Source organism: Variovorax atrisoli, from assembly GCF_014195185.1.
Classification (GTDB): Bacteria; Pseudomonadota; Gammaproteobacteria; order Burkholderiales; family Burkholderiaceae_C; genus Variovorax; species Variovorax atrisoli.
Genome location: NZ_JACIBG010000009.1, coordinates 132336 through 154311 on the forward strand (window position 1 = coordinate 132336; position 21976 = coordinate 154311).

Consider the following 21976-nt stretch of genomic DNA (forward strand, 5'->3'; position numbering starts at 1 on the left):
TGGCGGTGCCGCTTGTGTGCTTGTGGATGTCCGGTGCTTACGATAGAAATGACGCCCTCCCGAATCTGTCAACGCTTTGACAGATTCATGAACATCACGGCAGGGAGAACCCGCTGACCCGATCGCCTCGCTCGACCCCCAGGAACGCCGAAGAGAGCGCCGCGCTCATCGAGCGCGCGCTGCGCTGGAACGAGCTGTTCTCGCGCTGGCCCGACGCGCGCCGCGCCGAGCTCATGAAGTCCGCGCGCATGGAGCGCTACAGCCGCCGCACGCAGGTGCTCGCGCACGACCGCCATCGGCGCGAGCTGCTGGTGGTGGTGTCGGGCTGCCTCGAGATCAGCAGCATGAGCACCCACGGGCGCAAGTACGTCAATGCGCTGCTGGGGCCGGGCCAGGTGGCGCCGCTGGTGCGCCTGCTCGAGGACGTGCCGCTGCCCTACGACTACCACGCGCACGAGGACTCGGTGATCATCCACCTGCCCAGCGATGCCGTGATCGCGGTGCTCGACGCCGAACCGGTGCTGTGGCGCGACGTGGCCAAGCTCGGCCTGCAGCGCCAGCGGCTGAGCATCGTGCTGCTGCAGAACCAGATGCTCAACTCGATCCACGGGCGCGTGGCCGCGACGCTGATGAGCCTGGTCCACTTCTACAACGGGCAGGGACCTGGAACGGGAGAGAGCGACGGCGGCCCGCTGGTGCGCCTGTCGCAGAACGACCTGGCGGCCATGCTCGGCCTCTCGCGCCAGACCATCAACAAGGAACTGGGGCGCCTGGTGGAAGAGGGCGCCATCGACATGCGCTACAAGCGCATCCGCATCGTCGATGCCGAACGGCTGGCGCGCATCGCGGCCGGCACCTGAGCGGAAAACTCAGCAGGGGCTCAGGGGTAGATCTTCTCGCCCCTGGCCAGCATCTCCACGAACTGTGCGATGCGGCGTGCGCGGGTCTCGGGCTTCTTGGCGCCCTGCGTGCGGAACAGGATCGCGAAGCGGTTGCGCGAGTCGAGCGTGGCGAAGAACTTCGCGGCCTTCCTGTCGGCATCGAGCGCGGCCTGCAGGTCGGGCGGCACGGTGGCCTTGGCGACACCCTCGTAGGCCGCGTCCCAGCGGCCGTCGGCCTTCGCGCGTTCGATCTCGGCATGGCCGGCCGGCTGCATGCGGCCTTCGTCGATGAGCTTCGTCACCTTGTCGCGGTTGACCTGCGACCAGATGCTGCGCCGGGTGCGCGGCGTGAAGCGCTGCATGAAGTAGTGCTCGTCCTGGCTCTTGCGCTGGCCGTCGATCCAGCCCCAGCACAGGGCTTCCTCCACAGCGGCGGGATAGTCGATGGAGGCGATGCCGCTGTCTTTCTTTGCGATGCGAAGCCACACGCCGGCGGCGCTGGCATGGTGGCGCTTGAGCCAGCGCGCCCACGAGGCCGCGGTGGTGCACTCCACCGGTGTGTCGTGCACGATGCGCTCTTCCGTCTTGCTCAAGGCACCCACCAGTAGCGCAGCGCGTGGAAGTAGATCGGCGCCGCGAAGATCACCGAATCGAGCCGGTCGAGCATGCCGCCATGGCCCTCGATCATCGAACCCCAGTCCTTCACGCCGCGGTCACGCTTGATGGCCGACATCACCAGCCCGCCGAAGAAGCCCATGAGGCAGATGGTGAGCGACATCAGCGCCGCCTGCCACGGGTTGAAGGGCGTGGCCCAGTAGAGCGCGGCACCCAGCGCGGTGGCGCTCGCGACGCCGCCGACCAGGCCTTCCCAGGTCTTGGAGGGTGAGAGTTCGGGCGCCACCTTGCGCTTGCCCAAGAGCTTGCCCCACACGTACTGCAGCACGTCGCTGCCCTGCACCACGATCACCAGGAAGGCGATCAGCAGCAGGTTGCGGCCCTCGAAGCCCGGGATCTGCAGCGTGAGCAGCGCGGGCACGTGGCTGATGCAGAACACGCACACCATCAGGCCCCACTGGATCTTCGAGGTGCGCTCCAGGAAGCGCCGCGTGTCGCCGCTCACCGCCGCCAGAATGGGCAGCAGCAGGAAGGCATACACCGGGATGTAGATGGCGTAGAGCCCGTACCAGTCGATCCAGATCAGGAAGTACTGTCCCGGCAGCGCGAGGTAGAAGGCCAGTGCGATCGGTGCATGGTCGCCGCGGCGCGTGTAGGCGAGGCTGATGAACTCGCGCAGCGCGTAGAACGAGATCAGGTAGAACAGCACGATCACGCCGCCCTTGCCGAAGGCGAAGGCGATGCCGATCACCGCCACCATCACCCACCACGCGTTGACGCGCGAGTTGAGGTTGTCGATCACCGAGTGCGGCTGGCCGTGCGCCACCTTCCACTTGAGCAGCGCGCCGATGACCGATGCCAGCACCAGCACGCCGGCCACGCCGCCGAAGAGCTTGAGCGTGGTCCACGCGAAGGGAGAGAGCTCGATCATGCTGCGGCCCCTCCGTTGCCGTTCTGGCTGCCGGCCGTGCCGTTCTCCTCGATGCGGTCGTACTCGGGCCGCAGGTCCAGCATCGCCGTGCGGGCCCGGGCGATGAAGCTGTTCTTGTCTTCGCCCTCGGCCAGCGAGATCGGCGCGCCGAAGCGCACCGTGCAGGCCAGCGGGATCGGCACCAGCGTGCCCTTGGGCAGCACGCGCTTGAGGTTCTCGATCCATACGGGCACCAGCCGCACGTTGGGGCAGGCGCGCGCCAGGTGGAAGAGGCCGCTCTTGAGCGGCAGCAGGATCTCGTCGCCGGTGTTGCGCGTGCCTTCCGGGAACATGATGAGCGAGTCGCCGGCGTCCAGCGCCTGCTTCATCTGCTCGACCGGGTTCTCGCCCTGGCCCGAGCCGTCGCGGCGGATCATCAGCGCGTTGAACACATCGATGCCGATGAACTGCCGCAGCTTCGAGGCCATCCAGTAGTCCTGTCCGGCCACCGGCCGCGTGAGCGCGCGCAGGTCGGGCGGCAGCGTAGCCCACAGCAGCACGAAGTCGCCGTGGCTCGTGTGATTGGCGAAGTAAAGCGTCTGCTCGGCCTTGGGCGTGGAGCCCGACCAGATGGCGCGCACGCCGGTCAGCAGCCCGGCCGCGCCGATGATGAGCTTGCCCGCGACGATGGCGAGGCCGCGCCGCAGCACGGTGCTTTCGGGCTTGTCCGTGCTGTCGCTCAAAGCGTCGCCTCCGGGGTGAACGGCTGGTTTGGTGTGCACCGCGGAACCGGCTTTGCCGGGCCGCCGGTGCGGCCCCCGGCGAGGGGGGAGGAGGCCACACGCAGTGGGCAAGCCTGGGGGAGAGTCATGACAAGTCCTGTGTCATCAAGGCTAGTAGGAACATGGCGCTCTGGCAGGCCACCACGATGGCGTGGCGCTGCATGAGCTGGCGGGTGCCCTGCACGCGGTCGTCGAGCGGGCGGGGCGCATGCTGCGAAGCCGGCGGCTCGCGCAGCCCGAGGGAGGCGAGCGCGCGGTCGAGTGCGTCGAGCGAGGCGACGGTGTTGCGAGCGAGGCCGTCGAACAGCGCCTCGTCGAAGCGCAGCCGGAACGCGAAGTAGCGCTCCAGCGCGCCGAGGATGACGACCGCGCCGAAGCCCATGGTGGCGGTGGTGGAGAGCGAGCGCAGCGTCAGCGCGAGCACCAGTGCCGAGATGCAGGTGAGCGCGAAGCCCCAGAGGGCCAGAAGCGCCACGGCGCGCAGCAGCGCCGCGAGCGCGGCGCAGGTGGTTCTGTCGTTGTCATCGGTCATGGGGCGGCACCTCCTGCAAGGGCTCGAACGGCTCCAGGGAGACCCGCCACGCATCCCGCAGCACGATCTGCGGCCGTGCCCGGCGCACCGCGTCCTCGGCCTGGGCGACGCCGCCGGCCGCCCCGTAGCGGCCCAGCCAGGCGATCACCGCCGCCGCGCTGCGCGAGAAGCCGAGCGCGCAGCAGACCCACACTGTGGCACCGTCCGCGCTCCTGCGCCGGCCTTCGATGACGACGGCCGCGCGCTGCAGGCGCACGGTGGGCGGCACCGTCAGGTCGAGCACCGGCACGCAGCGCGCGTGCGGCACGCCGGCGGGCATCTGCAGCTCGGCGCACAGGCTCACCAGCCGGGGCCGGCCGGCGGCCAGCCACTCGGCATGCGTCGGCCGCCGGCCCAGCCGCAGGCCCGGCACCACCTCGACCGAGGCCGGCAGGCTGCGCGTCCAGAGCCAGGCATTGACGGCGGCGCCGAGCCGGTAGGGCGCCAGCATCCAGCGCGCCGCCCAGCCCATGCGGCCGCGGCCATCCATCTGGAAGCCGCGCGCGCCGAAGCCCGCGTAGTTCAGCGCCACCAGAGCCAGCGAGGCAGCCGGCCACGCGAGCCACAGCGCGATGCCGCCGCCGTAGAGCGCCGCCGCCAGGAACAGTGCCGCACCCACCGTGTAGAAGCCGGCCAGCTTCCAGCGCTGCGGGTCGCGCGTGGTACGCCATGCGCGCGGCATCGACACCACGCGCTCCAGCGGCCACAGCCACACGCAGAACAGGCCCAGCAGCGCACCGGTCGGGATGTCGATGAAATGGTGCTGCCAGGTCGTGAGCACCGAGGCGCATATGGCGAAGGCCCACACATGCAGCACCAGCCGAGCCCACAGCGGCCGGATGAACTGCCGGTACCAGTCCCACAGGATCACCGCCAGCGCAATGTGCAGCGAGGGCGCCTGGTTGAAGGGCTGGTCGAAGCCCCGCAGCGCGTTGAACAGGAAGGCCGGCGCGCCGTCGACCGGCGGCTGTCCGAAGCTGAAGTGCAGCGGCCACAGCACGAAGCAGGTGCAGGCGACGAGCGTCGCCGTCAGCAGCCGCAGCGCATGCCGGTCGAGCGCGTGCCTGCTGCGCGCGAGGAAGAGCGACAGCGCGTAGAAGGCGTTGATCGTCCAGTACGGGAAGATGGTCCACGGCCAGAACGGCACGTGCCGCTCCCACTCGAAGGCCATCGACGGCACATTGGCGCGCGTGGTGGCCCACCAGTTCGCGAAGCCGTAGGTCGCGTAGAACAGCGGTCCTAGCAGCACCAGCCAGGCGGCGGCGCGCTTCCAGGGCCGTGGGGTGCTCGTCATTGCGTGACGCGCACCGCCAGCGACACCGTGAAGATGCCCCACTCGTCCACCCGCTGGTCGATCTTGCGGAAGCCGGCTTCCTCCACCAGCTGGTCCATCTCGTACTGAGTGCGGCGGCGCATCACCCAGGCCTCGCCCTGGCGGTGGCTGGTGAGGGCGCGCGCGATCATCTCGAGCTGCGGGTGCCAGGGCTGGCCGGTGTAGACCAGGTAGCCGCGGTCTTCCACCGCGTCGCCCACGCCCGCGAGCGAGCGGCGCACCATCTCGTTGTCGGGGAAGAGCTCGTACAGGCCCGACACCACGGCCAGCGTGGGCCGTGGCGTGACGCTGGCCAGGCTCATGCGGTCGAAGGCGTCGGCCTGCACGAACTGGGCGACGTCTTCCAGGCCCTTCTCGGCGATGAGCGCGCGGCCGTCGCGCACGTTGATGTCGCTGTAGTCGCGCAGCAGGATCGAGCTCGCCTTGACGGGGCTCGCCAGCACCGCGTCGAGCACGTAGCGGCCGTGGCCGGCGGCGATGTCCATCACGCGCACCTCGCGGTGCATCTCGGCCAGCCGCTCCATCGCGATGCGCAGCAGCTCCTCGACGTGGATCTTGCGCTGGCGGATGCCGCGCCAGCCGATCGACCCCAGGTAGGTCTTGTCGATGGAGCGGCCGATGAACGAGCTGCCCTGCGGATGGTTGCGGTAGACGTAGTCGAGCGTGCTGCCGGAGTCGAAGCCCGTTTCGTGGCCGAGCCTGATGCCTTCCGACATGGTGCCGCCCAGCTTCAGCCCGGCGCGGGTGATGGCCCAGTAGGCGCCGCGCGGCGACAGGGGCGAGAGCGGCTCGGCCAGCGCGCGCGACTCCTCGGCCGTCTCGCCGCTGAGGTGCGCCTCGCGGCGGTCGACCGGCACGGCGGGCTCGTCGAAGCGCTGCAGGATGAATTCGCGGATCTGCGCCACGGCCGGCGCCCGGTCCTTCTCGCCCAGCGTGTCGTGGAAGAAGCCCGGCAGCTCGACCTTGGTCTTGACCGCACTGCCCAGTCGCTCGAAGAACTGGTGCTGCGGCTTGTGGTGCACCACCCAGTCGGCGCCCGAGATGAGCAGCTGCACCGGCAGCGTGATCGCGTTGGCGTCGGCCACCACGCGCTCGGCCGCCTCGTACAGGCCCAGCAGGATGTTGACCGCGATCGGCCGGCTGATGAGCGGATCGCTCTCGTAGCTGGCGATGCGCTCGGGGTCGTGCGTGAGGAACTTCGCCTTCACGTAGCTGTTGACGAAGAAGAGCCCGCGCAGCTTGTGCATCAGCGCCAGGCCCGGCCGCGCGAAGGGCACGTAGAGCTTGACCTTGAAGGCCGGCGAGGCGAGCGTGAGGCCGCGCACCTTGGGCGCGTAGTCGTGCGCCCAGGTGGCGATCAGCACCGCGCCCACGCTCTGCGCGACCACGTGGATGTCGTGCTCGGGCACGCCGTGCACGGCGCCGATGTGCTGCACGAAGGTCTGCACGTCGCGCACCGAGGTGCCGAAGCTGGGGCTGTAGCCGCGCTGGCCGGGCGAGCGGCCGTGGCCGCGGGCGTCCCAGGCGTAGAAGTCGAAGTCGGGCAGGTCGAGCTCGTCGACCAGGTGCGCCATGCGCGCGCCGTGCTCGTGGCCGCGGTGGAACAGCAGCACGGCGCCGCGCCGTGCGGCGCCGATGGCGGGCCAGCGGCGGTAGAAGAGCGATTCGCCGTCGTGCGTCTGGAAGTGGAGTTCTTCGGCGATGCGAGGAGTCGTGTTTGTCATTGAGTCCCTGTTGAATTCTTGTCGTCTGCCTCCGCCAGTGCCCGGCGGATGCGGTTGATGGTGGTCCAGGCCACGAGCGCGGCCAGCAGCGGCATCAGCCAGGCCGTCCAGCCCGGCAGCGGCCCGCCCAGCGCCACGTACAGGCCGAGCGCGCCGAAAACGAAGGCCCGGTCGCTCTTGCCCAGCGGGCCGTCGTAGCGGCGCGAGGCGCCGACCGTGGGGCCCAGCGCGCCGGCGAATTCGCTCAGCCCGGCCAGCACGATCACGGCGCCGACCCAGAAGCCGCCGAAGGGCTGCACCAGCGCGAAGGGCAGGTACAGCGCCGCGTCGGAGACCACGTCGGTCAGTTCGTTGAGGAAGGCGCCGAGCCTGCTTTGCTGGTTGTGCTCGCGCGCCAGCATGCCGTCGATGGCGTTGAAGGCCATGCGCAGGAACATCCACAGCGGGATGAGCCCGAAGGCCGCCAGCGAGGGCGCCGCGAAGAAGAGCCAGAGTCCGAGCGCCACCGATACCGCGCATGCCGCCAGCGTCACCTGGTTGGCGGTGACGCCCATCGCATGCAGGCGGACCACCAGCGGCCGCAGCAGTGCCTGGAAACGCGGCTTCAGTTCGTAGATCGACACGTGCTGGCTTCCCCTCGTTCGTTATATGGCCGAAGCATTCTGCCAGTGAAGGACGGCCCCCCACGCTCGGCACTGCGTGTCCTCGCTGCCCCCCGAGGGGGCGCTCGCTTGCTTGGGGCGGCCCGGCGCGGCGCTCGGGACTAAACTCGTCGGCGCACACTTCCAGCAAATGACCATCCAGACAGACGACTTCGCGCCCGCCCCCCAACGCGTGGTGTCCGCGGCCCCCGCATCGCCCAACGAGGAGGCGATCGAACGGGCCCTGCGCCCCAAGCTGCTCGACGAGTACGTCGGCCAGGCCAAGGTGCGCGAGCAGCTCGAGATCTTCATCGGCGCCGCGCGCAAGCGGAAGGAAGCCCTCGACCACGTGCTGCTTTTCGGCCCGCCGGGCCTGGGCAAGACCACGCTGTCGCACATCGTCGCGGCCGAACTCGGCGTCAACCTGCGCCAGACTTCCGGCCCCGTGCTCGAGAAGCCCAAGGACCTGGCGGCGCTGCTGACCAACCTGGAGCCGAACGACGTGCTCTTCATCGACGAGATCCACCGGCTGAGCCCGGTCGTCGAGGAAATCCTGTATCCGGCGCTGGAGGACTACCAGATCGACATCATGATCGGCGAGGGCCCCGCGGCGCGCAGCATCAAGCTCGACCTGCAGCCCTTCACGCTGGTGGGCGCCACCACCCGCGCCGGCATGCTGACCAACCCGCTGCGCGACCGCTTCGGCATCGTCGCGCGGCTGGAGTTCTACACGCCCGAGGAGCTCGCGCTGATCGTGCACCGCAGCGCCGGCCTGCTGAAGGTGGAGGCCGATGCGGCCGGCGGCTTCGAGATCGCCCGCCGCTCGCGCGGCACGCCCCGCATCGCCAACCGCCTGCTGCGCCGCGTGCGCGACTACGCCGAGGTCAAGGGCAACGGCCGCATCACCGAAGACATCGCGCATCGCGCGCTGGCCATGCTCGACGTCGATCCGCAGGGCTTCGACCTGATGGACCGCAAGCTGCTGGAGGCCGTCATCCACCGCTTCGACGGCGGCCCGGTCGGCCTGGACAACGTGGCCGCCAGCATCGGCGAGGAGCGCGACACCATCGAGGACGTGATCGAGCCCTACCTGATCCAGCAGGGCTACCTGCAGCGCACGCCGCGCGGACGCATCGCCACGCTGGCCGCCTACCGCCACCTGGGCGTGGCCCCGCCCTCCGGCCGTGCCGACGGCCCCGATCTCTTTGGAGCCTGATTCCCATGCACACCCATGACCTGAGCGCCTGGCAGCACGACCACCATTTCGGCGCCGACACCTCTTCCGCCGAGCGCAGCACGCGCCTGGTGATGTGGATCACCTTCGCGATGATGGTCGTCGAGATCGGCGCCGGATGGTGGTTCAACTCGATGGCGCTGCTGGCCGACGGCTGGCACATGAGCTCGCACGCGCTGGCCATCGGCCTGAGCGCCTTCGCCTATGCCGCCGCGCGCCGCTATGCGCGCGACCCGCGCTTCGCCTTCGGCACCTGGAAGATCGAGGTGCTGGGCGGCTTCGCGAGCGCGCTGGCGCTGCTGGGCGTGGCGGCGCTGATGGTGGTGGGCTCGCTGGAGCGGCTGTGGTCGCCCTCGGCCATCCATTACCCCGAGGCCATCGCCGTGGCGGTGCTGGGGCTGGTGGTCAACCTGGTCTGTGCGCGGCTGCTGGGCGGGGCGCATCACCATCACGGGCACGACCATGGACATGCACACGACGACCATCACCATGGGCACGGCCATCACGATCACCACGGCCATGGCCACGACCTGAACCTGCGTTCGGCCTACCTGCACGTCGTGGCCGACGCCGCCACCTCGGTGCTCGCCATCGCGGCGCTGCTGGGCGGCTGGTTCTACGGCTGGGCCTGGCTCGACCCGGCGATGGGCATCGTCGGCGCGGTGCTGGTGGCGGCCTGGGCCAAGGGGCTGCTGAAGGAGACCGGCAAGGTGCTGCTCGACCGCGAGATGGACCACCCCGTCACCGCGGAAATCAAGGAAGGCGTCGAGACCCTGCTGGCCGATTCCGAGACCCGCGTGGCCGACCTGCACGTGTGGCGCGTGGGCCGCGACGCCTACGCCTGCGCGCTCACCGTGGTGACCCACTCGCCGACGCTCACCGCCGACCAGGTGCGGGCCTGCTTCTCGATGCACGAGGAGATCCGCCACTCGACGGTGGAAATCCAGCGCTGCGTGGATTAGGTTCTTCCTCCTTCCCCCGCTGGGGCAAGGCTGGGATGGGGGCACGACGGCGCGACCATTCCAACGCCGCCTGCCCCACCCCAACCCTCCCCCAGCGGGGGAGGGAGCGAGCCGAAGTCAATTGACCTGGGCGCCCTGTTCTTTCTCCTTCCCCCTTTGGGGGAAGGTTGGGATGGGGGCACGACAGCGTGCCCATTCCAACGCCGCCTGCCCCCACCCCGGCCCTCCCCCGGAAGGGGACGGAGCAAGTCAAATCGAGGCGCTGCGCCTCGCGTGCCGCACGATCAACACCTGCGCCGCGTAGTACGTCGCCAGCACCCACAGCTGCGGCAGCGGCAGCGGCATCACGAACCGGTTGATCGCCAGCAGCGAGTCGCTCAGCATGAAGAAGCAGGCACCCACCGCCACCCATGGCGCCGATGGGTCGGTCCGGCGCAGCACCGCCGCGCGCCCGATGGCCTGCGCCGCCATGCAGGCGATCACCACCACATAGGCGCCGACCGGAATCCGCAGCGCCGCCGGCAGCCCGCCATGCCAGAGGAAGGCGTACATCGCCGCGCCGACCAGCAGCGTGGCCGCCAGCGCCCCGGGGCGCGGGAACAGTCCCACGCCGATGCGGAACAGCGCGATGTAGGCGAGGTGGGCCAGCAGGAAGCACACGAGGCCGGGCACGAACATCCCGGCCGGCCCCATCAGCAGCACGTCGCCTGCCAGCGAAGCGACCAGGCCCGCCACCAGCAGGCCGTCGAAGCCGGTGACCGGGCCGGCCGCGAGCGCCCGCCGGGCCGCGAGGAAGATCGCGATCGACAGGGCCAGCGGCTTGAAGACGTGGTGCAGCCAGCCGATGCCCAGTGCCGCGCTGGCCGTGGCCAGGGCTGCGGTCTCGATCAGCAGCACCTCGGTGACCGTCAGCCGCCCCTGCAGCACGCCGCCGATCGCCCACAGCATGGCCGTCAGCGCGGCCAGCCAGACTCCGGAATGCGACAGCGGCATGAGGTCGGAGAACCACAGGAAGACCACAGCGCACCCGACCAGCAGCAGGAACTGGATGCCCGCGAACCACTGCACGCCCGCGCTCACCGCCGGCTCGTAGCGCGTCACCTTCGCGATGTCGAAGGCCGGCTTGGGAAAGCGCGCCGCCACGTCCGCCGGCCGCCAGCCCGGCGGCTTGAGCCACACGCGCAGCTTGTCGGCCCAGCTGCGCGCGTGCCATGAATCCTTCGCGAGCGCCCAGTAGACCTCGGCGTTGGCCCACAGCGGGTCCCAGCTGCGCAGCCCGCCGCGCGTGCCGTAGATGCAGCGCTCGTCCTCCTCGCGGAAGGTGCCGAAGATGCGGTCCCACACGATCAGGACGCCGCCGTAGTTGCGGTCGAGGTACTTGTCGTTCACCGCGTGGTGCACGCGGTGGTTCGAGGGCGAGCAGAACCAGCGGTCGAACCAGCCCAGCCTGCCCACCTGCTCGGTGTGCACCCAGAACTGGTAGAGCAGGTCGACGAGCGCCACCACGCCGAACACCAGCGGCGGCACGCCGGCCACCGCCATCGGCAGGTAGAAGATCCAGCCCAGCAGCGCGCCGCTGGAGGTCTGGCGCAGCGCGGTCGAGAGGTTGTAGTGCTGGCTCTGGTGGTGCACCACGTGCGCAGCCCACAGCACGGCCGACTCGTGGCCCATGCGGTGCAGCCAGTAGTAGCAGAAGTCGTAGAACACGAGCGCCAGCAGCCAGCCGTACCAGGTGGTCCAGAACTGCCGGGCCGCTTCCTGCGGAAAGAGCGAGATCGCCGAGTACACGGCCGTGTAGATGCCGATGCGCAGCAGGCCGGTGAGCACCGCGCTGACCTGGCTGAGCATGCCCAGCCCGACGCTGTTGATGGCGTCGGCGAGGCGGTAGGTGTCCTGCCCGGTGCCGCGGCGGGCGCGGGCGCGGCCGACCGCGAACTCGACCCCCATCAGCAGGAAGAAGACGGGTGTCGCAAGAACGATGATCTGGCCAGGTCGCATCGCGCGATTGTGGCGTTGCTGCACTGCCACAAGTCACCGGGATGTCACGGGGTCGCCATCGTACGGTCACCCGGCGGTGGGAGCCTACCGGGCCATGCAACGCGACGACGCTTTCCTTCGCGCATGGCGCGACACCGCGGCCCGGGCACTCGACCCGGAGGACGACGATCGCGGGCGTCCGCCGCTGCACTTCCGCACCCTCTGGATCTCCGACCTGCACCTGGGCACCCCCGGCTGCCAGGCCCGGGCCCTGCTCGATTTCCTCAAGCACACAGAGTGCGAGACGCTGTTCCTGGTCGGCGACATCATCGACGGCTGGCAGCTCAAGCGGCACTGGTACTGGCCGCAGGCGCACAACGACGTGATCCAGAAGCTGCTGCGCAAGGCGCGCAAGGGCACGCGCGTGATCTTCATCCCGGGCAACCACGACGAGTTCGCCCGCAAGTACCTGCACCACAACTTCGGCGGCATCGACGTGGCCGACGAATGGATCCACGAGACGGCCGACGGCCGCAAGCTCTGGATCATCCACGGCGACCTGTTCGACGGCGTGATCCAGTGCGCCAAGTGGCTGGCCTACGTGGGCGACTCGCTCTACGAGTTCACGCTCAAGCTCAACCGCCACCTCAATTCGCTGCGCGCGCGCATGGGGCTGCCTTACTGGTCGCTTTCCAAGTACCTCAAGGGCAAGGTGAAGCGCGCCGTGAGCTACGTGGGCGACTTCGAAGTGGCCGTGGCGCGCGAGGCCAGCAAGCGCGGCGCGCAGGGTGTGGTCTGCGGCCACATCCACCATGCCGAGATGCGCGACATCGACGGCATCCTCTACTGCAACGACGGCGACTGGGTCGAGAGCCTCACGGCGCTGGCCGAGCATGCCGACGGCACGCTCGAAATCATCGACTGGGCCAGGCACATGCCCGTGCCGTCGAAGGCGACGCCGCAGCGCGAGGCCGTCGCCGCCTGAAGCGCGGAAAAAAGAGGCAGGGCTGCCGCGCTTAGCCTCTGCGGTCGCGCCCGGTCGTGCTCGTCGCCCGGTCAAGCTGCTCGCGCCAGGCGTCGTAGTGCTTCAGCATGCTCCTGCCCAGCTCGTCCATCCACAGCCACCAGGCCAGCGCGAGGTTCTCGGGGCCGTCGGAATCGGGTGGATCGAGGGCAGGCGTGGCGCCGGGCTGTTCCGGCAGCTCGTAGTCGCACAGGCGCTCGACGCTGCTGTGCGGAAAGCCGGGAATGACAGTGCTCACTGCAGTGCTCCTTCGAGGGCGGCTCTTTCTTCTCTGCCCCACGGAACAGCTCCCCGCGAACGATTGAAGCAGCAACCGATGGCCCGCCGTATCGGACTATCCCGCATGCAAACCAGGTTCCACGGAAATCCGTGAGCCTCCGCAGTGCATGCATGGGTCGCGCCGCCACGTTCGTCCGATCCGACGATGTCGGCCGGCCCGGACGGCATCACACTCGGTCAGGGCATTCCCGAAGGAGACGACGAACACCATGGCCTGGGCACTCACGACCGCGGAGGCCGCGTTCCGCGACGAGGTCAGAGACTTCCTCGCGCGCGAGCTGACGCCCGAGCTGCGCGCCGCCGGCCGGCGCAGCTCCGGCATCTTCAGCGACCATGAATACGGCAACCGCTGGCACCGCATCCTCGCCGGGCGCGGCTGGAGCGTGCCGCACTGGCCGGTGGAGCACGGCGGCACCGGCTGGACGCCGATGCAGCACTACATCTTCTCGGCCGAGCTGGCGGCCGCCGACGCCCCGCCGCGCGCCCCGATGGGCCCGGGCATGGTCGCGCCGGTGATCATCGCCTTCGGCACCGAGGCGCAGAAGAAGGCCTGGCTGCCCGGCATCCGCTCGGGCGAGGACTACTGGTGCCAGGGCTACTCCGAGCCGCAGTCGGGCTCCGACCTGGCCTCGCTGCAGTGCAAGGCCGTGCGCGATGGAGACCACTACGTCATCAACGGCACCAAGATCTGGACCACCCACGCCCAGTACGCCAACCGCATGTTCTGCCTGGTGCGCACCGCCTCGGGCGGCAAGCCGCAGCAGGGCATCAGCTTCCTGTGCTTCGACATCCCGGCGCCGGGCATCACCATCCGGCCGATCATCAGCATCTCGGGCGACCACGAGCTCAACCAGGTGTTCTTCGACGACGTGCGCGTGCCGGCCGAAGGGCTCATCGGCGAGGAGAACCAGGGCTGGGCCATCGCCAAGTACCTGCTGCAGCACGAGCGCGGCGGTGCGTGGGCGCCGATGCTGCGCGCACGCCTGCGCCGCCTGCAGCAAGCCGCGGACGCAGCCTTCGCGGCGGCGGGCGACGCGCAGGAGGCCGACGACATGGCCCTGCGCCTGGCCGGAGCCGAATGCGCCATCGACGCGCTCGAGGCCACCGAGCTGCAATCGCTGCGCGCCCAGGCCCGCGGCGAGCCGCACGGCATCCGCCCTTCGATGGGCAAGGTGCTGGGCTCCGAACTGCGCCAGCGGCTGACCGAGCTCGGCGTCGAAATCGCCGCCCACTACGCAGCCGCCGACCTTCCGCTGGACGACCAGCTGCAGGGAGGCGAACTGCCAGTTCCGGAGGACGCAGTGTTCTCGATGTCGGCCTACCTCAACGACCGCGCGGCTTCGATCTACGCGGGGTCCAACGAGGTGCAGCGCAACATCGTCGCGGCCCATTTGCTGGCGAACTGAGGGCTGTGCCATGAACGCCACCACCGAACGCGACGACACCCTGGCGATGCTGCGCGACAGCCTCGCGCGCTATCTCGACGACAACCACGGCTTCGAGCAGCGCCTGTATGCGCTGCGCAAGGCCGACGACGCGCCGCCGCCCTTCTGGCAGGGCCTTGCCGGCGAACTCGGCCTGCTGGGCGCGGCGCTGCCCGAACCGCAGGGCGGCCTCGGCGGCGGCATGCCCGCGCATCTCGCCGTGATGGAAACGCTGGGTGGCGCACTCGCCGCCGAGCCCTACCTGTCGACCATGGTCATCGGCGCCGGCCTGCTGCAGCGCAACCCGGGCGTGCAGGCCGATGCGCTGCTCGCTCGCACGGTCGCGGGCGCGGCCGTGCTCGCATTCGCCCATGGCGAGCCGCAGAGCCGGCACGACCGCGCCGATGTGCGGACCGAAGCCGTGCGCGATGCCGACGGCTCCTTCCGCCTGAACGGACGCAAGGCCGTGGTGCACGCCGCGCCATGGGCCAGCCACCTGCTCGTGAGCGCGCGAGGCGGCGCCGGTCTCTCGCTCTTCGTCGTTCCGAAGAACACGCCCGGCCTGCGCCTGCGTGCCTACCCGACGCGCGACGGCGGCCGTGCGGCGGAGATCGCATTCGACGACCTGCGCCTGCCGGCCGACGCATTGCTGAGCGAGGAGGGCGGCGCGCTGCCGCAGATCGAACGGGCGCTCGACGAGGCCACGCTCGCCGTGTGCGCCGAATCGGTCGGCGTCATGCGCCGCCTGATGCGCGACACGCTCGACTACGTGCGGCAGCGCAAGCAGTTCGGCGTGCCGATCGCGAACTTCCAGGTGCTTCAGCACCGGCTGGCCGACATGCACATGGCGCTGGAACAGGCCGCGGCGCTCACGGCCAGCGTCGGCGAAGCCATCGACGGCGCCTCGCCCGGCGAACGCGCACGCGCCGTCTCGTCCGCCAAGGTGGCCGCCGCCAGGGCCTGCAGGGCGGTCGGGCAGGGGGCGGTGCAGCTGCATGGCGGCATGGGCATGACCGAAGAGCTGGCAGTGGGCCACTACGTGCGCCGCGCCACGCTCATCGAGGGCCAGTTCGGACCGCCTTCGTGGCACCTGCGCCGCGTCGCGAAGCTGCGCGCCGTGGCGGCGCTGGCATAGCGCATTCGTCGCTTTCGACGATGCGGCGCCAGGGGGGCGGCGCCAAGATGCCTCCACACACAGGAGACAGACCATGGCAGGTCCACTGCAAGGCCTTCGGGTGATCGAGATGGCGGGCATCGGCCCCGGCCCGTTCTGCGCGATGCTGTTCGCCGACATGGGCGCGGAGGTGATCCGCATCGAGCGCCCCGGCACGCGCACCGCGCCGCACGACATCCTCGCGCGCGGGCGCAGCACGCTGCAGGTCGACCTGCGCGCGGAAGGCGCCGCGCAATCGGTGCTCGACGCCATCGCCAGGGCCGACGTGCTCATCGAGGGCTTCCGCCCCGGCGTGATGGAGCGCCTGGGCCTCGGCCCCGCCGAATGCCACGCGCGCAACCCGCGGCTGGTTTACGGCCGCATGACCGGCTGGGGCCAGCACGGGCCGCTTGCGCATGCGGCGGGGCACGACATCAACTACATCGCCATCAGCGGCGCGCTGCACGCCATCGGCCGCGCGGGCGAGCCGCCGGTGCCGCCGCTGAACTACGTGGGCGACTTCGGCGGCGGCGCGATGCTGCTGGCATTCGGCATCCTCGCCGCGCTGCACGAGGCCAAGGGCTCGGGCCAGGGCCAGGTGGTCGATGCCGCCATGACCGACGGCGCGGCGCTGCTGTCGGCCATGATGTACGGCTTCAGGTCGGCCGGACAGTGGAGCAGCCAGCGCGGCGAGAACATGCTCGACGGCGGCGCGCACTTCTACGACACCTACGCCTGCGCCGACGGCAAGTACGTGGCCGTGGGCGCCATCGAGCCGCAGTTCTACGCGCTCTTGCGCGAGCGCTGCGGCATCGCCGACGACACCGCCTTCGACGCGCAGATGGACGCCGACCGCTGGCCGATGCTCAAGCTGCGCATGGCCGACGTGTTCCGCACCCGCACGCGCGACGAGTGGTGCGTGCTGCTCGAGGGCAGCGACGCCTGCTTCGCGCCCGTGCTCGACTGGGACGAGGCCCCGGAGCACCCGCACAACGTGGCGCGCGGCACCTTCGCCAACGTGGGCGGCGTGGTGCAGCCCGCGCCCGCGCCGCGATTCAGCCGCACTGCGCCGATGGTGCCGCAGGCCACGGCCGGCGAAGACGGCCCCGCCGTGCTGCGCCGCTGGGGCGTGGCGGCGAAAGCCATCGCGCCGCTGTGCGGGGCTTGAACAGAGAAAACAAGAACGGAGACAGCCACCCATGTTCCTCACCCAACCCCTGCACAAGGGCCGGCGCGAGAAGCCGAAGGGCACCGCCATCGTCTGCGGCGCCACGCGGCTGGACTTCGCCACCCTCGCCGACCGCGTCGCGCGCCTGGGCGCGGTGCTGAAGCGACTGGGCATGGCGAGCGGCGACCGCGTCGGCATGATGAGCCTCAACTCGCACCGCTTCGTCGAATACTTCTTCGGCACCTGGTGGGGCGGCGGCGTGATCAATCCGGTGAACATCCGCTGGAACCCGAAGGAGGTCGCCTATTCGCTGGACGACTGCGACACCCGCATCCTGCTGGTGGACGACCTGTTCGTGCCGATGGTGCCGGCGCTGCGCCAGCTCTCGGCCTCGCTGCGCACCGTGGTCTATTGCGGCGACGGCGCGGTGCCCGAGGGCATGGTGGGCTACGAGGCGCTGCTGGGCGAGGCGCAGCCCATCGAAGACGCGCCGCACGCGCCCGACGAACTCGCCGCCATCATGTACACCGGCGGCACCACCGGGCAGCCCAAGGGCGTGATGCTCACGCACGGCAACCTGTGCATCAACGCGCTGAGCACCGTGGCGGCGCTGCCGCGCGATGCGCAGAACGCGGTGGCCCTCGTCGCTGCGCCCATGTTCCACGTGGCCGGCTGCGGCGCCACCATCCAGAACATGCTGCGGCTCACGCCCACGCACGTGCTGCCGATGTTCGACGAGCTGGCCGTGCTGCAGGCGGTGCAGTCCGCGCGCATCACCGAGATGTTCATGGTGCCGACCATGATCAAGCGCGTGATCGAGCATCCGCGCTTCGCGGAGTTCGACCTGTCGAGCCTGCGGCTGCTGTTCTACGGCGCTGCGCCCATCGACGCCGCGCTGCTCGACCAGGCGATGCGCGCCGTTCCGGGCGCCGCCTTCGCGCAGGTCTACGGCATGACGGAGCTGTCGCCCGTGGTCACGGCGCTGTCGCCGCATTGCCACCTGCCCGGCCCCGATCGCGACCGCCTGCTGCGCTCCGCCGGCACGCCGGTGCCCATCGCCGAAGTACGCATCGTCGACGGCGAAGACAACGAACTGCCGCCCGGCCAGGTCGGCGAGATCGTCGCGCGCGGCCCGATGGTCATGAAGGGCTACTGGAACAAGCCCGAGCAGACCGAGGCCGCGCTGCGCGGCGGATGGATGCACACCGGCGACGGCGGCTATATGGACGACGAAGGCTTCGTCTACGTGGTCGACCGCATGAAGGACATGATCGTCAGCGGCGGCGAGAACGTGTATTCGGCCGAGGTCGAGAACGCCATCGCGAAGATGCCGCAGGTGCTGATGTCCGCGGTGATCGGCGTGCCGGACGACCAGTGGGGCGAGCGCGTGCACGCGGTGATCGTGCGGCGCGAGGGCATGGCGCTGGAGGCCGAGGCCGTCATCGCCCACTGCCGCGAGCACATCGCGAATTACAAGTGCCCGCGCAGCGTGGAGTTCCGCGACGCGCTGCCGCTGTCGGCGGCCGGCAAGCTGCAGAAGTTCCAGCTGCGCGAGCCCTTCTGGGCCGGCAGGCAACGGCGCGTGGGCTGAGCCGCGGGATCCGGCAGAAACAAGGAAAGCAAAGGAAGACAACATGGCCATCGATTTCCGCCGCTCCTGGAGCGACGAAGACCTGGAGCTGTACCGCGACAACGTGGTGCGATTCATCGAGACCGAAGTGCTGCCGCACGACGAGGAGGCCCGCAAGCGCGGCCACGTGGGCCACGAGGTGTGGCGCAAGGCCGGCGCGCTCGGCCTGCTCTGCGCCGACATTCCCGAGGAGTACGGCGGCGCCGGCGGCGACTTCCGCCACGAGGCCGTTTTCTACGAGGAGATGTCGCGCCGCGCGCTGACCGGCATGGCGACCTCGGTGCACAGCATCGTGGCGCACTACTTCCTCAACCACGGCACCGAGGCGCAGAAGCGCCACTACCTGCCGCGCATGGCGCGCGGCGAGCTGGTCGGCGCCATCGCCATGACCGAGCCGGGCGCGGGCTCCGACCTGCAGGGCGTGCGCACCCGCGCCGAGAAGAAGGAGGGCGGCTACGTCGTCAACGGCTCCAAGACCTTCATCACCAACGGCTTCCTGGCCGGCGTGGTGCTGGTGGTGTGCAAGACCGACCCGACCCAGGGTGCCAAGGGCACCTCGATCCTCATCGTGGAGACCGAGGGCTGCAAGGGCTTCCGCGTGGGCCGCGTGCTCGACAAGATCGGCATGAAGGCGCAGGACACCTCCGAGCTCTTCTTCGACGACGTGCGCGTGGGCGCCGACGCGCTGCTCGGCGGCGCGGAGGGGCAGGGCTTCTTCCAGCTCATGAGCGACCTGCCCTATGAGCGCACCATCATCGGCCTGAGCGCGCTGGCCACCATGGAGGGCGCCTACCAGGCCACGCTCGACTACGTACGCGACCGCAAGGCCTTCGGCAAGCCCGTCGCCGAGTTCCAGAACACGAAGTTCAAGCTCGCCGAGATCGCCACGCAGATCAAGGTGGGCCGCGCCTTCATCGACCGCTGCATCGAGGACCTGGTGGCCGGCAGGCTCGACACCGCCACCGCCTCCATGGCCAAGCTCTGGGGCTCGGAGGCGCAGGGCCGCGTGATCGACGAGTGCCTGCAGCTCTTCGGCGGCTACGGCTTCATGAACGAATACATGGTGGCGCGCATGTACGCCGATGCCCGGGTGCAGCGCATCTACGGCGGCACCAACGAGATCATGAAGGAGGTGATCGCCCGGGCCCTGTGAGACCCGGCTCTCCGGGCACGCTCAGGACAGCCGCCTGATCTGCGCCCGAGCGATCTCGCGGTGGGGGTAGGAGGGCGACAGCCCGATGAACTGCGTGTACTTCTCGCGCGCGGCCTCGGGGTTGCCCGCGTCCTCCAGCTCCAGCGCCTCCATCGTGTACTGGGTGAAGAGCAGGTTGGCATCGCTCTCGCGCGAGTCGGCCGCCAGCGACCTGGGCTGCAGCTCGGGCTGCGCGGCGTAGAGCTGCCGCTGCACCTCGATCACCTCGATCAGCGCGCGGCCGATGCGCTGGATGTTCTCGTCCACGGGGCCGAGATCGGTGCTGCGCACTTCCGCCGCGGCCTGGTCCATCAGGTGCGACGCGACGCGCAGCAGCTGGTGCAGGTGCTTGTGATTCATGGGCGGGCCGCTCCGCGCGGACGGCCGCCCCCTGGCCTCGCGGCGCGCGCGAGGCCTGTTCCTTGCAATGGACTCATCCGTTGTTCCGCCTCGTGCCGGTCGTCGCGCGGACGCCGGCCTCGGCTTTTCCTCTCTGATGTCGTTCTTCTTCCCCGGCCGCAAGCTGCTTCAGGGCGAGCTGGTTCGCGCGTTCGGCGATGGCCATGTTCTTCGCCGCCTCGGCGCCGTACGTCTTCACCGAGAAGGCCTTGCTCACGCTGCCCTTGCCGGCGGTGTAGGTGATGGCGAGCCAGTAGCCCGGGTGGCTGGGGTTGGGCGCCTTGAAATGCACGCCGCTCACGCCGCTGGTGTTGTTGCGCCGGGTGATCTCCGACTTCGAGCGCTTGGGTTCGCGCGGCCCGGCAGGGTGGGCCGACAGCCCCATGCGGATCGCCTCCTCGGCCGGGTGAATGCGCGCCAGCCCGGTCATGCGCTTGAGCTGCTGCGCGCGCTCCTGGATCGCGAGCGCCTGCGCGTCGTCGCCCAGCTCGGCGACGGAGAAATCGGTGCGCAGTATCTCGTCGGGCGCGATGTAGGTCTTGGCCATCCAGGCGCGCACCCGGCCGCTGGGCGCGAGGTGGTGGAACACGCCGGTCACGCCGGTGCTGTTGTTGGCGCGGGGTTTCTCGGCCCGCGCACTGCGCGGCAGCGGCGGCACGCTGCGCACGATGTGGTCGCGCCAGTCCTGCGCGTGAAGCAGCGCCTGTTCCGCGCCGCCGTAGCTGGCCTTGCCGAACAGCCTGTGATGGCGGACGCCGTTGCGGACGATGGAGACTTCGAAACCCCAGGACCTGGCGTAGATGCCATACATGGCTGCCGGGTTCGGTACACCTTTGGGCATTCTCGATGTGATGCTGCTGCTTGCGTACTCAGCATCGCCGATGCTGATTCCGATGGGCTCCCCGGCTCGCGCGTCGCCGTCGCCATTGCCGTGGCGATCGGGCGCGCATTTTTCGCAGCTATTCTGGCCGAAGCGCCGCCATGAATCCGTCCGGGCGGCGGAGGCGGTCGGAAAAATATCCCCGGCGGCCCGCGCCGGGCACGGATATCCGCCGGCCGCCGCGCGAACGGCGCCGGGCGCGGACATCCACGGAATCACTGCGCCGGCCTCGCCTCGGCGGCGGCCATGCCGTGCAGCAGGGAGGAAGCCCGGGAGGGCTGGTCGGTCAGGAAGGGGATGGAGATCGCCGGCACCTTTGCCGCGGCGCTGCTTTCCTGCTGCATGAACGCGTGCTTCTGCTCCAGCTGGCGCTGGCGTTCCTCGATGGCCAGCTGCTTCGCCTTCTCGGCGCCGTGCTCCTTGATGGAGAAGGCCTTGCTCACGCTGCCCCGGCCGGCCGTGTAGGTGATGGCGAGCCAGTAGCCCGGATGGCCCGGATTCGGCGCCTTGAAATGCACGCCGCTCACACCGCTCGAATTGGTGCTGCGCTTGATCTCGGACTTCGAGCGCTTGGGCACCAGCGTCTCGGCCGGAGAGGCCGGCGGGCTCGTCCGGATGGACTCCTCGGCCGGATGCAGCCTGGCCAGGCCGTCCATGCGTTCGAGCTGCCGCGCCCGCTCCTCGATGGCCAGCGCCTGCGCCGCCTCGCCCACCGTGTTCACGGGAAAGTCGGTGCGCAGGATCTCGTCCTGCCCGATGTAGGTCTTGGCGACCCAGGCCCGCACCTTGCCGCCCGGCGCGACCTGGCAGAACACGCCCGACACGCCGGTGGTGTTGTTGACGCGCAGCTTCTCGGCGCGCGTGCGCCGAGGCACCGGCGGCACGCTGCGCACCACGCCGTCGCGCCATTCCTGCGCCTGGCGCAGCGCCTGGGCGTCGCCGCCGTAGCTGGCGCGGCCGAACTGCTGGAAATAGCGCTTTCCGTTTCGCACGATCGACACCTCGTAGCCCCAGCTGCGGGGGTAGATGCCGTACATGGCTGCGGAGTTGGGGATTCCTTTGGGCATGGTGCTTCGGCTCGAGTCCGCTCTCTGGTTCTTGCATGGCTTTCCCGCCGGGCGCGGGGGGGCGGCGCCGGGCGAGGATTCCCATGCGCCGCGATGCGCCTTGCGCTATCGCGGCAGTTGGAACACAGAG

Annotated in this window: 22 protein-coding genes; 9 read left to right on the forward strand and 13 right to left on the reverse strand. The window is 69.9% G+C overall.

Annotation, left to right across the window (positions count from 1 at the left end; translation table 11 throughout):
• Window positions 1–94: 94 nt before the first annotated feature.
• Window positions 95–250, reverse strand: coding sequence for a hypothetical protein (locus FHY06_RS27810; RefSeq protein WP_019656339.1), 156 nt, complete (start codon window positions 248–250; stop codon window positions 95–97).
• On the opposite strand from FHY06_RS27810, the gene FHY06_RS27815 reads away from it, so the two are divergent.
• Window positions 249–860: a Crp/Fnr family transcriptional regulator gene (locus FHY06_RS27815; protein ID WP_126184766.1), complete on the forward strand. Its 612-nt coding sequence runs from the start codon at window positions 249–251 to the stop codon at window positions 858–860. The two genes, FHY06_RS27810 and FHY06_RS27815, sit on opposite strands and share 2 nt — an antisense overlap.
• 20 nt (window positions 861–880) lie before the next feature.
• Here the strand turns inward: FHY06_RS27815 and FHY06_RS27820 are convergent, their stop codons facing one another.
• From FHY06_RS27820 to FHY06_RS27850, 7 genes are all read right to left on the reverse strand, one after another.
• Complete coding sequence (locus FHY06_RS27820; RefSeq protein WP_184607014.1) at window positions 881–1474, reverse strand: YdeI/OmpD-associated family protein; 594 nt, start codon at window positions 1472–1474, stop codon at window positions 881–883.
• A complete protein-coding gene (locus tag FHY06_RS27825) occupies window positions 1471–2427 on the reverse strand; it encodes a phosphatidate cytidylyltransferase (RefSeq protein ID WP_184607016.1) in 957 nt (318 codons plus the stop codon). The genes FHY06_RS27820 and FHY06_RS27825 overlap by 4 nt, the downstream gene beginning before the upstream one ends.
• Complete coding sequence (locus FHY06_RS27830; protein ID WP_019656335.1) at window positions 2424–3149, reverse strand: lysophospholipid acyltransferase family protein; 726 nt, start codon at window positions 3147–3149, stop codon at window positions 2424–2426. The genes FHY06_RS27825 and FHY06_RS27830 overlap by 4 nt, the downstream gene beginning before the upstream one ends.
• A gap of 124 nt (window positions 3150–3273) precedes the next feature.
• Window positions 3274–3720, reverse strand: a complete 447-nt coding sequence (locus FHY06_RS27835; protein WP_019656334.1) for a hypothetical protein — start codon at window positions 3718–3720, stop codon at window positions 3274–3276.
• Window positions 3710–5053: a phosphatase PAP2/dual specificity phosphatase family protein gene (locus FHY06_RS27840; RefSeq protein WP_184607017.1), complete on the reverse strand. Its 1344-nt coding sequence runs from the start codon at window positions 5051–5053 to the stop codon at window positions 3710–3712. The genes FHY06_RS27835 and FHY06_RS27840 overlap by 11 nt, the downstream gene beginning before the upstream one ends.
• On the reverse strand, window positions 5050–6816 hold the full coding sequence (locus FHY06_RS27845; protein ID WP_184607018.1) for a bifunctional alpha/beta hydrolase/class I SAM-dependent methyltransferase: 1767 nt from the start codon (window positions 6814–6816) through the stop codon (window positions 5050–5052). Before FHY06_RS27845 ends, FHY06_RS27840 begins: the two co-directional genes overlap by 4 nt.
• Window positions 6813–7439 carry a CDP-alcohol phosphatidyltransferase family protein gene (locus FHY06_RS27850; protein WP_184607019.1) on the reverse strand — a complete coding sequence of 209 codons (627 nt, stop codon included), beginning with the start codon at window positions 7437–7439 and terminating at the stop codon, window positions 6813–6815. Before FHY06_RS27850 ends, FHY06_RS27845 begins: the two co-directional genes overlap by 4 nt.
• A gap of 169 nt (window positions 7440–7608) precedes the next feature.
• On the opposite strand from FHY06_RS27850, the gene ruvB reads away from it, so the two are divergent.
• Entirely contained in the window at window positions 7609–8673 is a 1065-nt protein-coding gene (gene ruvB / locus FHY06_RS27855) for a Holliday junction branch migration DNA helicase RuvB (protein WP_019656330.1), read from the forward strand.
• Window positions 8674–8678: 5 nt separating this feature from the next.
• Window positions 8679–9653, forward strand: coding sequence for a CDF family Co(II)/Ni(II) efflux transporter DmeF (gene dmeF / locus FHY06_RS27860; RefSeq protein ID WP_132753472.1), 975 nt, complete (start codon window positions 8679–8681; stop codon window positions 9651–9653).
• Window positions 9654–9902: 249 nt separating this feature from the next.
• On the opposite strand, the gene FHY06_RS27865 is transcribed toward dmeF, so the two are convergent.
• The gene (locus FHY06_RS27865; protein WP_184607021.1) at window positions 9903–11651 is read right to left on the reverse strand and encodes a lysoplasmalogenase family protein; all 1749 of its coding nucleotides are present in this window, start codon (window positions 11649–11651) and stop codon (window positions 9903–9905) included.
• 94 nt (window positions 11652–11745) lie between these two features.
• Here FHY06_RS27865 and FHY06_RS27870 point away from each other — a divergent pair, with 94 nt between their 5' ends.
• Entirely contained in the window at window positions 11746–12615 is an 870-nt protein-coding gene (locus FHY06_RS27870; protein ID WP_019656327.1) for a UDP-2,3-diacylglucosamine diphosphatase, read from the forward strand.
• 31 nt (window positions 12616–12646) lie between these two features.
• Here FHY06_RS27870 and FHY06_RS27875 read toward each other — a convergent pair whose 3' ends face one another.
• Entirely contained in the window at window positions 12647–12892 is a 246-nt protein-coding gene (locus FHY06_RS27875; protein WP_126184758.1) for a hypothetical protein, read from the reverse strand.
• 250 nt (window positions 12893–13142) lie between these two features.
• Between FHY06_RS27875 and FHY06_RS27880 the strand changes: the two genes are divergently transcribed.
• The 5 genes from FHY06_RS27880 to FHY06_RS27900 all read left to right on the forward strand — a co-directional run bounded on the left by FHY06_RS27880 (window position 13143) and on the right by FHY06_RS27900 (window position 19461).
• Window positions 13143–14339 (forward strand): acyl-CoA dehydrogenase family protein, encoded by a 1197-nt coding sequence (locus FHY06_RS27880; RefSeq protein ID WP_184607022.1) that lies wholly within the window; start codon window positions 13143–13145, stop codon window positions 14337–14339.
• A 10-nt stretch (window positions 14340–14349) separates the two neighbouring features.
• Window positions 14350–15492 carry an acyl-CoA dehydrogenase family protein gene (locus FHY06_RS27885; RefSeq protein WP_184607024.1) on the forward strand — a complete coding sequence of 381 codons (1143 nt, stop codon included), beginning with the start codon at window positions 14350–14352 and terminating at the stop codon, window positions 15490–15492.
• A gap of 73 nt (window positions 15493–15565) precedes the next feature.
• On the forward strand, window positions 15566–16678 hold the full coding sequence (locus FHY06_RS27890) for a CaiB/BaiF CoA transferase family protein (protein ID WP_184607025.1): 1113 nt from the start codon (window positions 15566–15568) through the stop codon (window positions 16676–16678).
• A gap of 31 nt (window positions 16679–16709) precedes the next feature.
• Entirely contained in the window at window positions 16710–18269 is a 1560-nt protein-coding gene (locus FHY06_RS27895) for a long-chain-fatty-acid--CoA ligase (protein ID WP_132753486.1), read from the forward strand.
• 43 nt (window positions 18270–18312) lie between these two features.
• Window positions 18313–19461: an acyl-CoA dehydrogenase family protein gene (locus FHY06_RS27900; protein WP_126184753.1), complete on the forward strand. Its 1149-nt coding sequence runs from the start codon at window positions 18313–18315 to the stop codon at window positions 19459–19461.
• Window positions 19462–19482: 21 nt separating this feature from the next.
• Here the strand turns inward: FHY06_RS27900 and FHY06_RS27905 are convergent, their stop codons facing one another.
• The 3 genes from FHY06_RS27905 to FHY06_RS27915 form a co-directional block, all read right to left on the reverse strand.
• A complete protein-coding gene (locus tag FHY06_RS27905) occupies window positions 19483–19860 on the reverse strand; it encodes a hypothetical protein (protein WP_019656320.1) in 378 nt (125 codons plus the stop codon).
• Between the two features lie 73 nt (window positions 19861–19933).
• Window positions 19934–20740 (reverse strand): AP2 domain-containing protein, encoded by an 807-nt coding sequence (locus FHY06_RS27910; RefSeq protein ID WP_260310728.1) that lies wholly within the window; start codon window positions 20738–20740, stop codon window positions 19934–19936.
• 254 nt (window positions 20741–20994) lie between these two features.
• Entirely contained in the window at window positions 20995–21846 is an 852-nt protein-coding gene (locus tag FHY06_RS27915) for an AP2 domain-containing protein (protein WP_260310729.1), read from the reverse strand.
• Window positions 21847–21976 lie beyond the last annotated feature (130 nt).

Bases quoted from the DNA above. Each gene is read 5' to 3' on its own strand.
- FHY06_RS27840 (WP_184607017.1), bottom strand. From the start codon at position 5,053: ATGACGAGCACCCCACGGCCCTGGAAGCGCGCCGCCGCCTGGCTGGTG.
- FHY06_RS27845 (WP_184607018.1), bottom strand. From the start codon at position 6,816: ATGACAAACACGACTCCTCGCATCGCCGAAGAACTCCACTTCCAGACG.
- FHY06_RS27895 (WP_132753486.1), top strand. From the start codon at position 16,710: ATGTTCCTCACCCAACCCCTGCACAAGGGCCGGCGCGAGAAGCCGAAG.
- FHY06_RS27815 (WP_126184766.1), top strand. From the start codon at position 249: ATGGAGCGCTACAGCCGCCGCACGCAGGTGCTCGCGCACGACCGCCAT.
- FHY06_RS27865 (WP_184607021.1), bottom strand. From the start codon at position 11,651: ATGCGACCTGGCCAGATCATCGTTCTTGCGACACCCGTCTTCTTCCTG.
- FHY06_RS27880 (WP_184607022.1), top strand. From the start codon at position 13,143: ATGGCCTGGGCACTCACGACCGCGGAGGCCGCGTTCCGCGACGAGGTC.
- FHY06_RS27825 (WP_184607016.1), bottom strand. From the start codon at position 2,427: ATGATCGAGCTCTCTCCCTTCGCGTGGACCACGCTCAAGCTCTTCGGC.
- FHY06_RS27835 (WP_019656334.1), bottom strand. From the start codon at position 3,720: ATGACCGATGACAACGACAGAACCACCTGCGCCGCGCTCGCGGCGCTG.
- FHY06_RS27885 (WP_184607024.1), top strand. From the start codon at position 14,350: ATGAACGCCACCACCGAACGCGACGACACCCTGGCGATGCTGCGCGAC.
- dmeF (WP_132753472.1), top strand. From the start codon at position 8,679: ATGCACACCCATGACCTGAGCGCCTGGCAGCACGACCACCATTTCGGC.
- FHY06_RS27890 (WP_184607025.1), top strand. From the start codon at position 15,566: ATGGCAGGTCCACTGCAAGGCCTTCGGGTGATCGAGATGGCGGGCATC.
- ruvB (WP_019656330.1), top strand. From the start codon at position 7,609: ATGACCATCCAGACAGACGACTTCGCGCCCGCCCCCCAACGCGTGGTG.
- FHY06_RS27870 (WP_019656327.1), top strand. From the start codon at position 11,746: ATGCAACGCGACGACGCTTTCCTTCGCGCATGGCGCGACACCGCGGCC.
- FHY06_RS27810 (WP_019656339.1), bottom strand. From the start codon at position 250: ATGCGCGCGGACTTCATGAGCTCGGCGCGGCGCGCGTCGGGCCAGCGC.
- FHY06_RS27910 (WP_260310728.1), bottom strand. From the start codon at position 20,740: ATGCCCAAAGGTGTACCGAACCCGGCAGCCATGTATGGCATCTACGCC.
- FHY06_RS27905 (WP_019656320.1), bottom strand. From the start codon at position 19,860: ATGAATCACAAGCACCTGCACCAGCTGCTGCGCGTCGCGTCGCACCTG.
- FHY06_RS27900 (WP_126184753.1), top strand. From the start codon at position 18,313: ATGGCCATCGATTTCCGCCGCTCCTGGAGCGACGAAGACCTGGAGCTG.
- FHY06_RS27915 (WP_260310729.1), bottom strand. From the start codon at position 21,846: ATGCCCAAAGGAATCCCCAACTCCGCAGCCATGTACGGCATCTACCCC.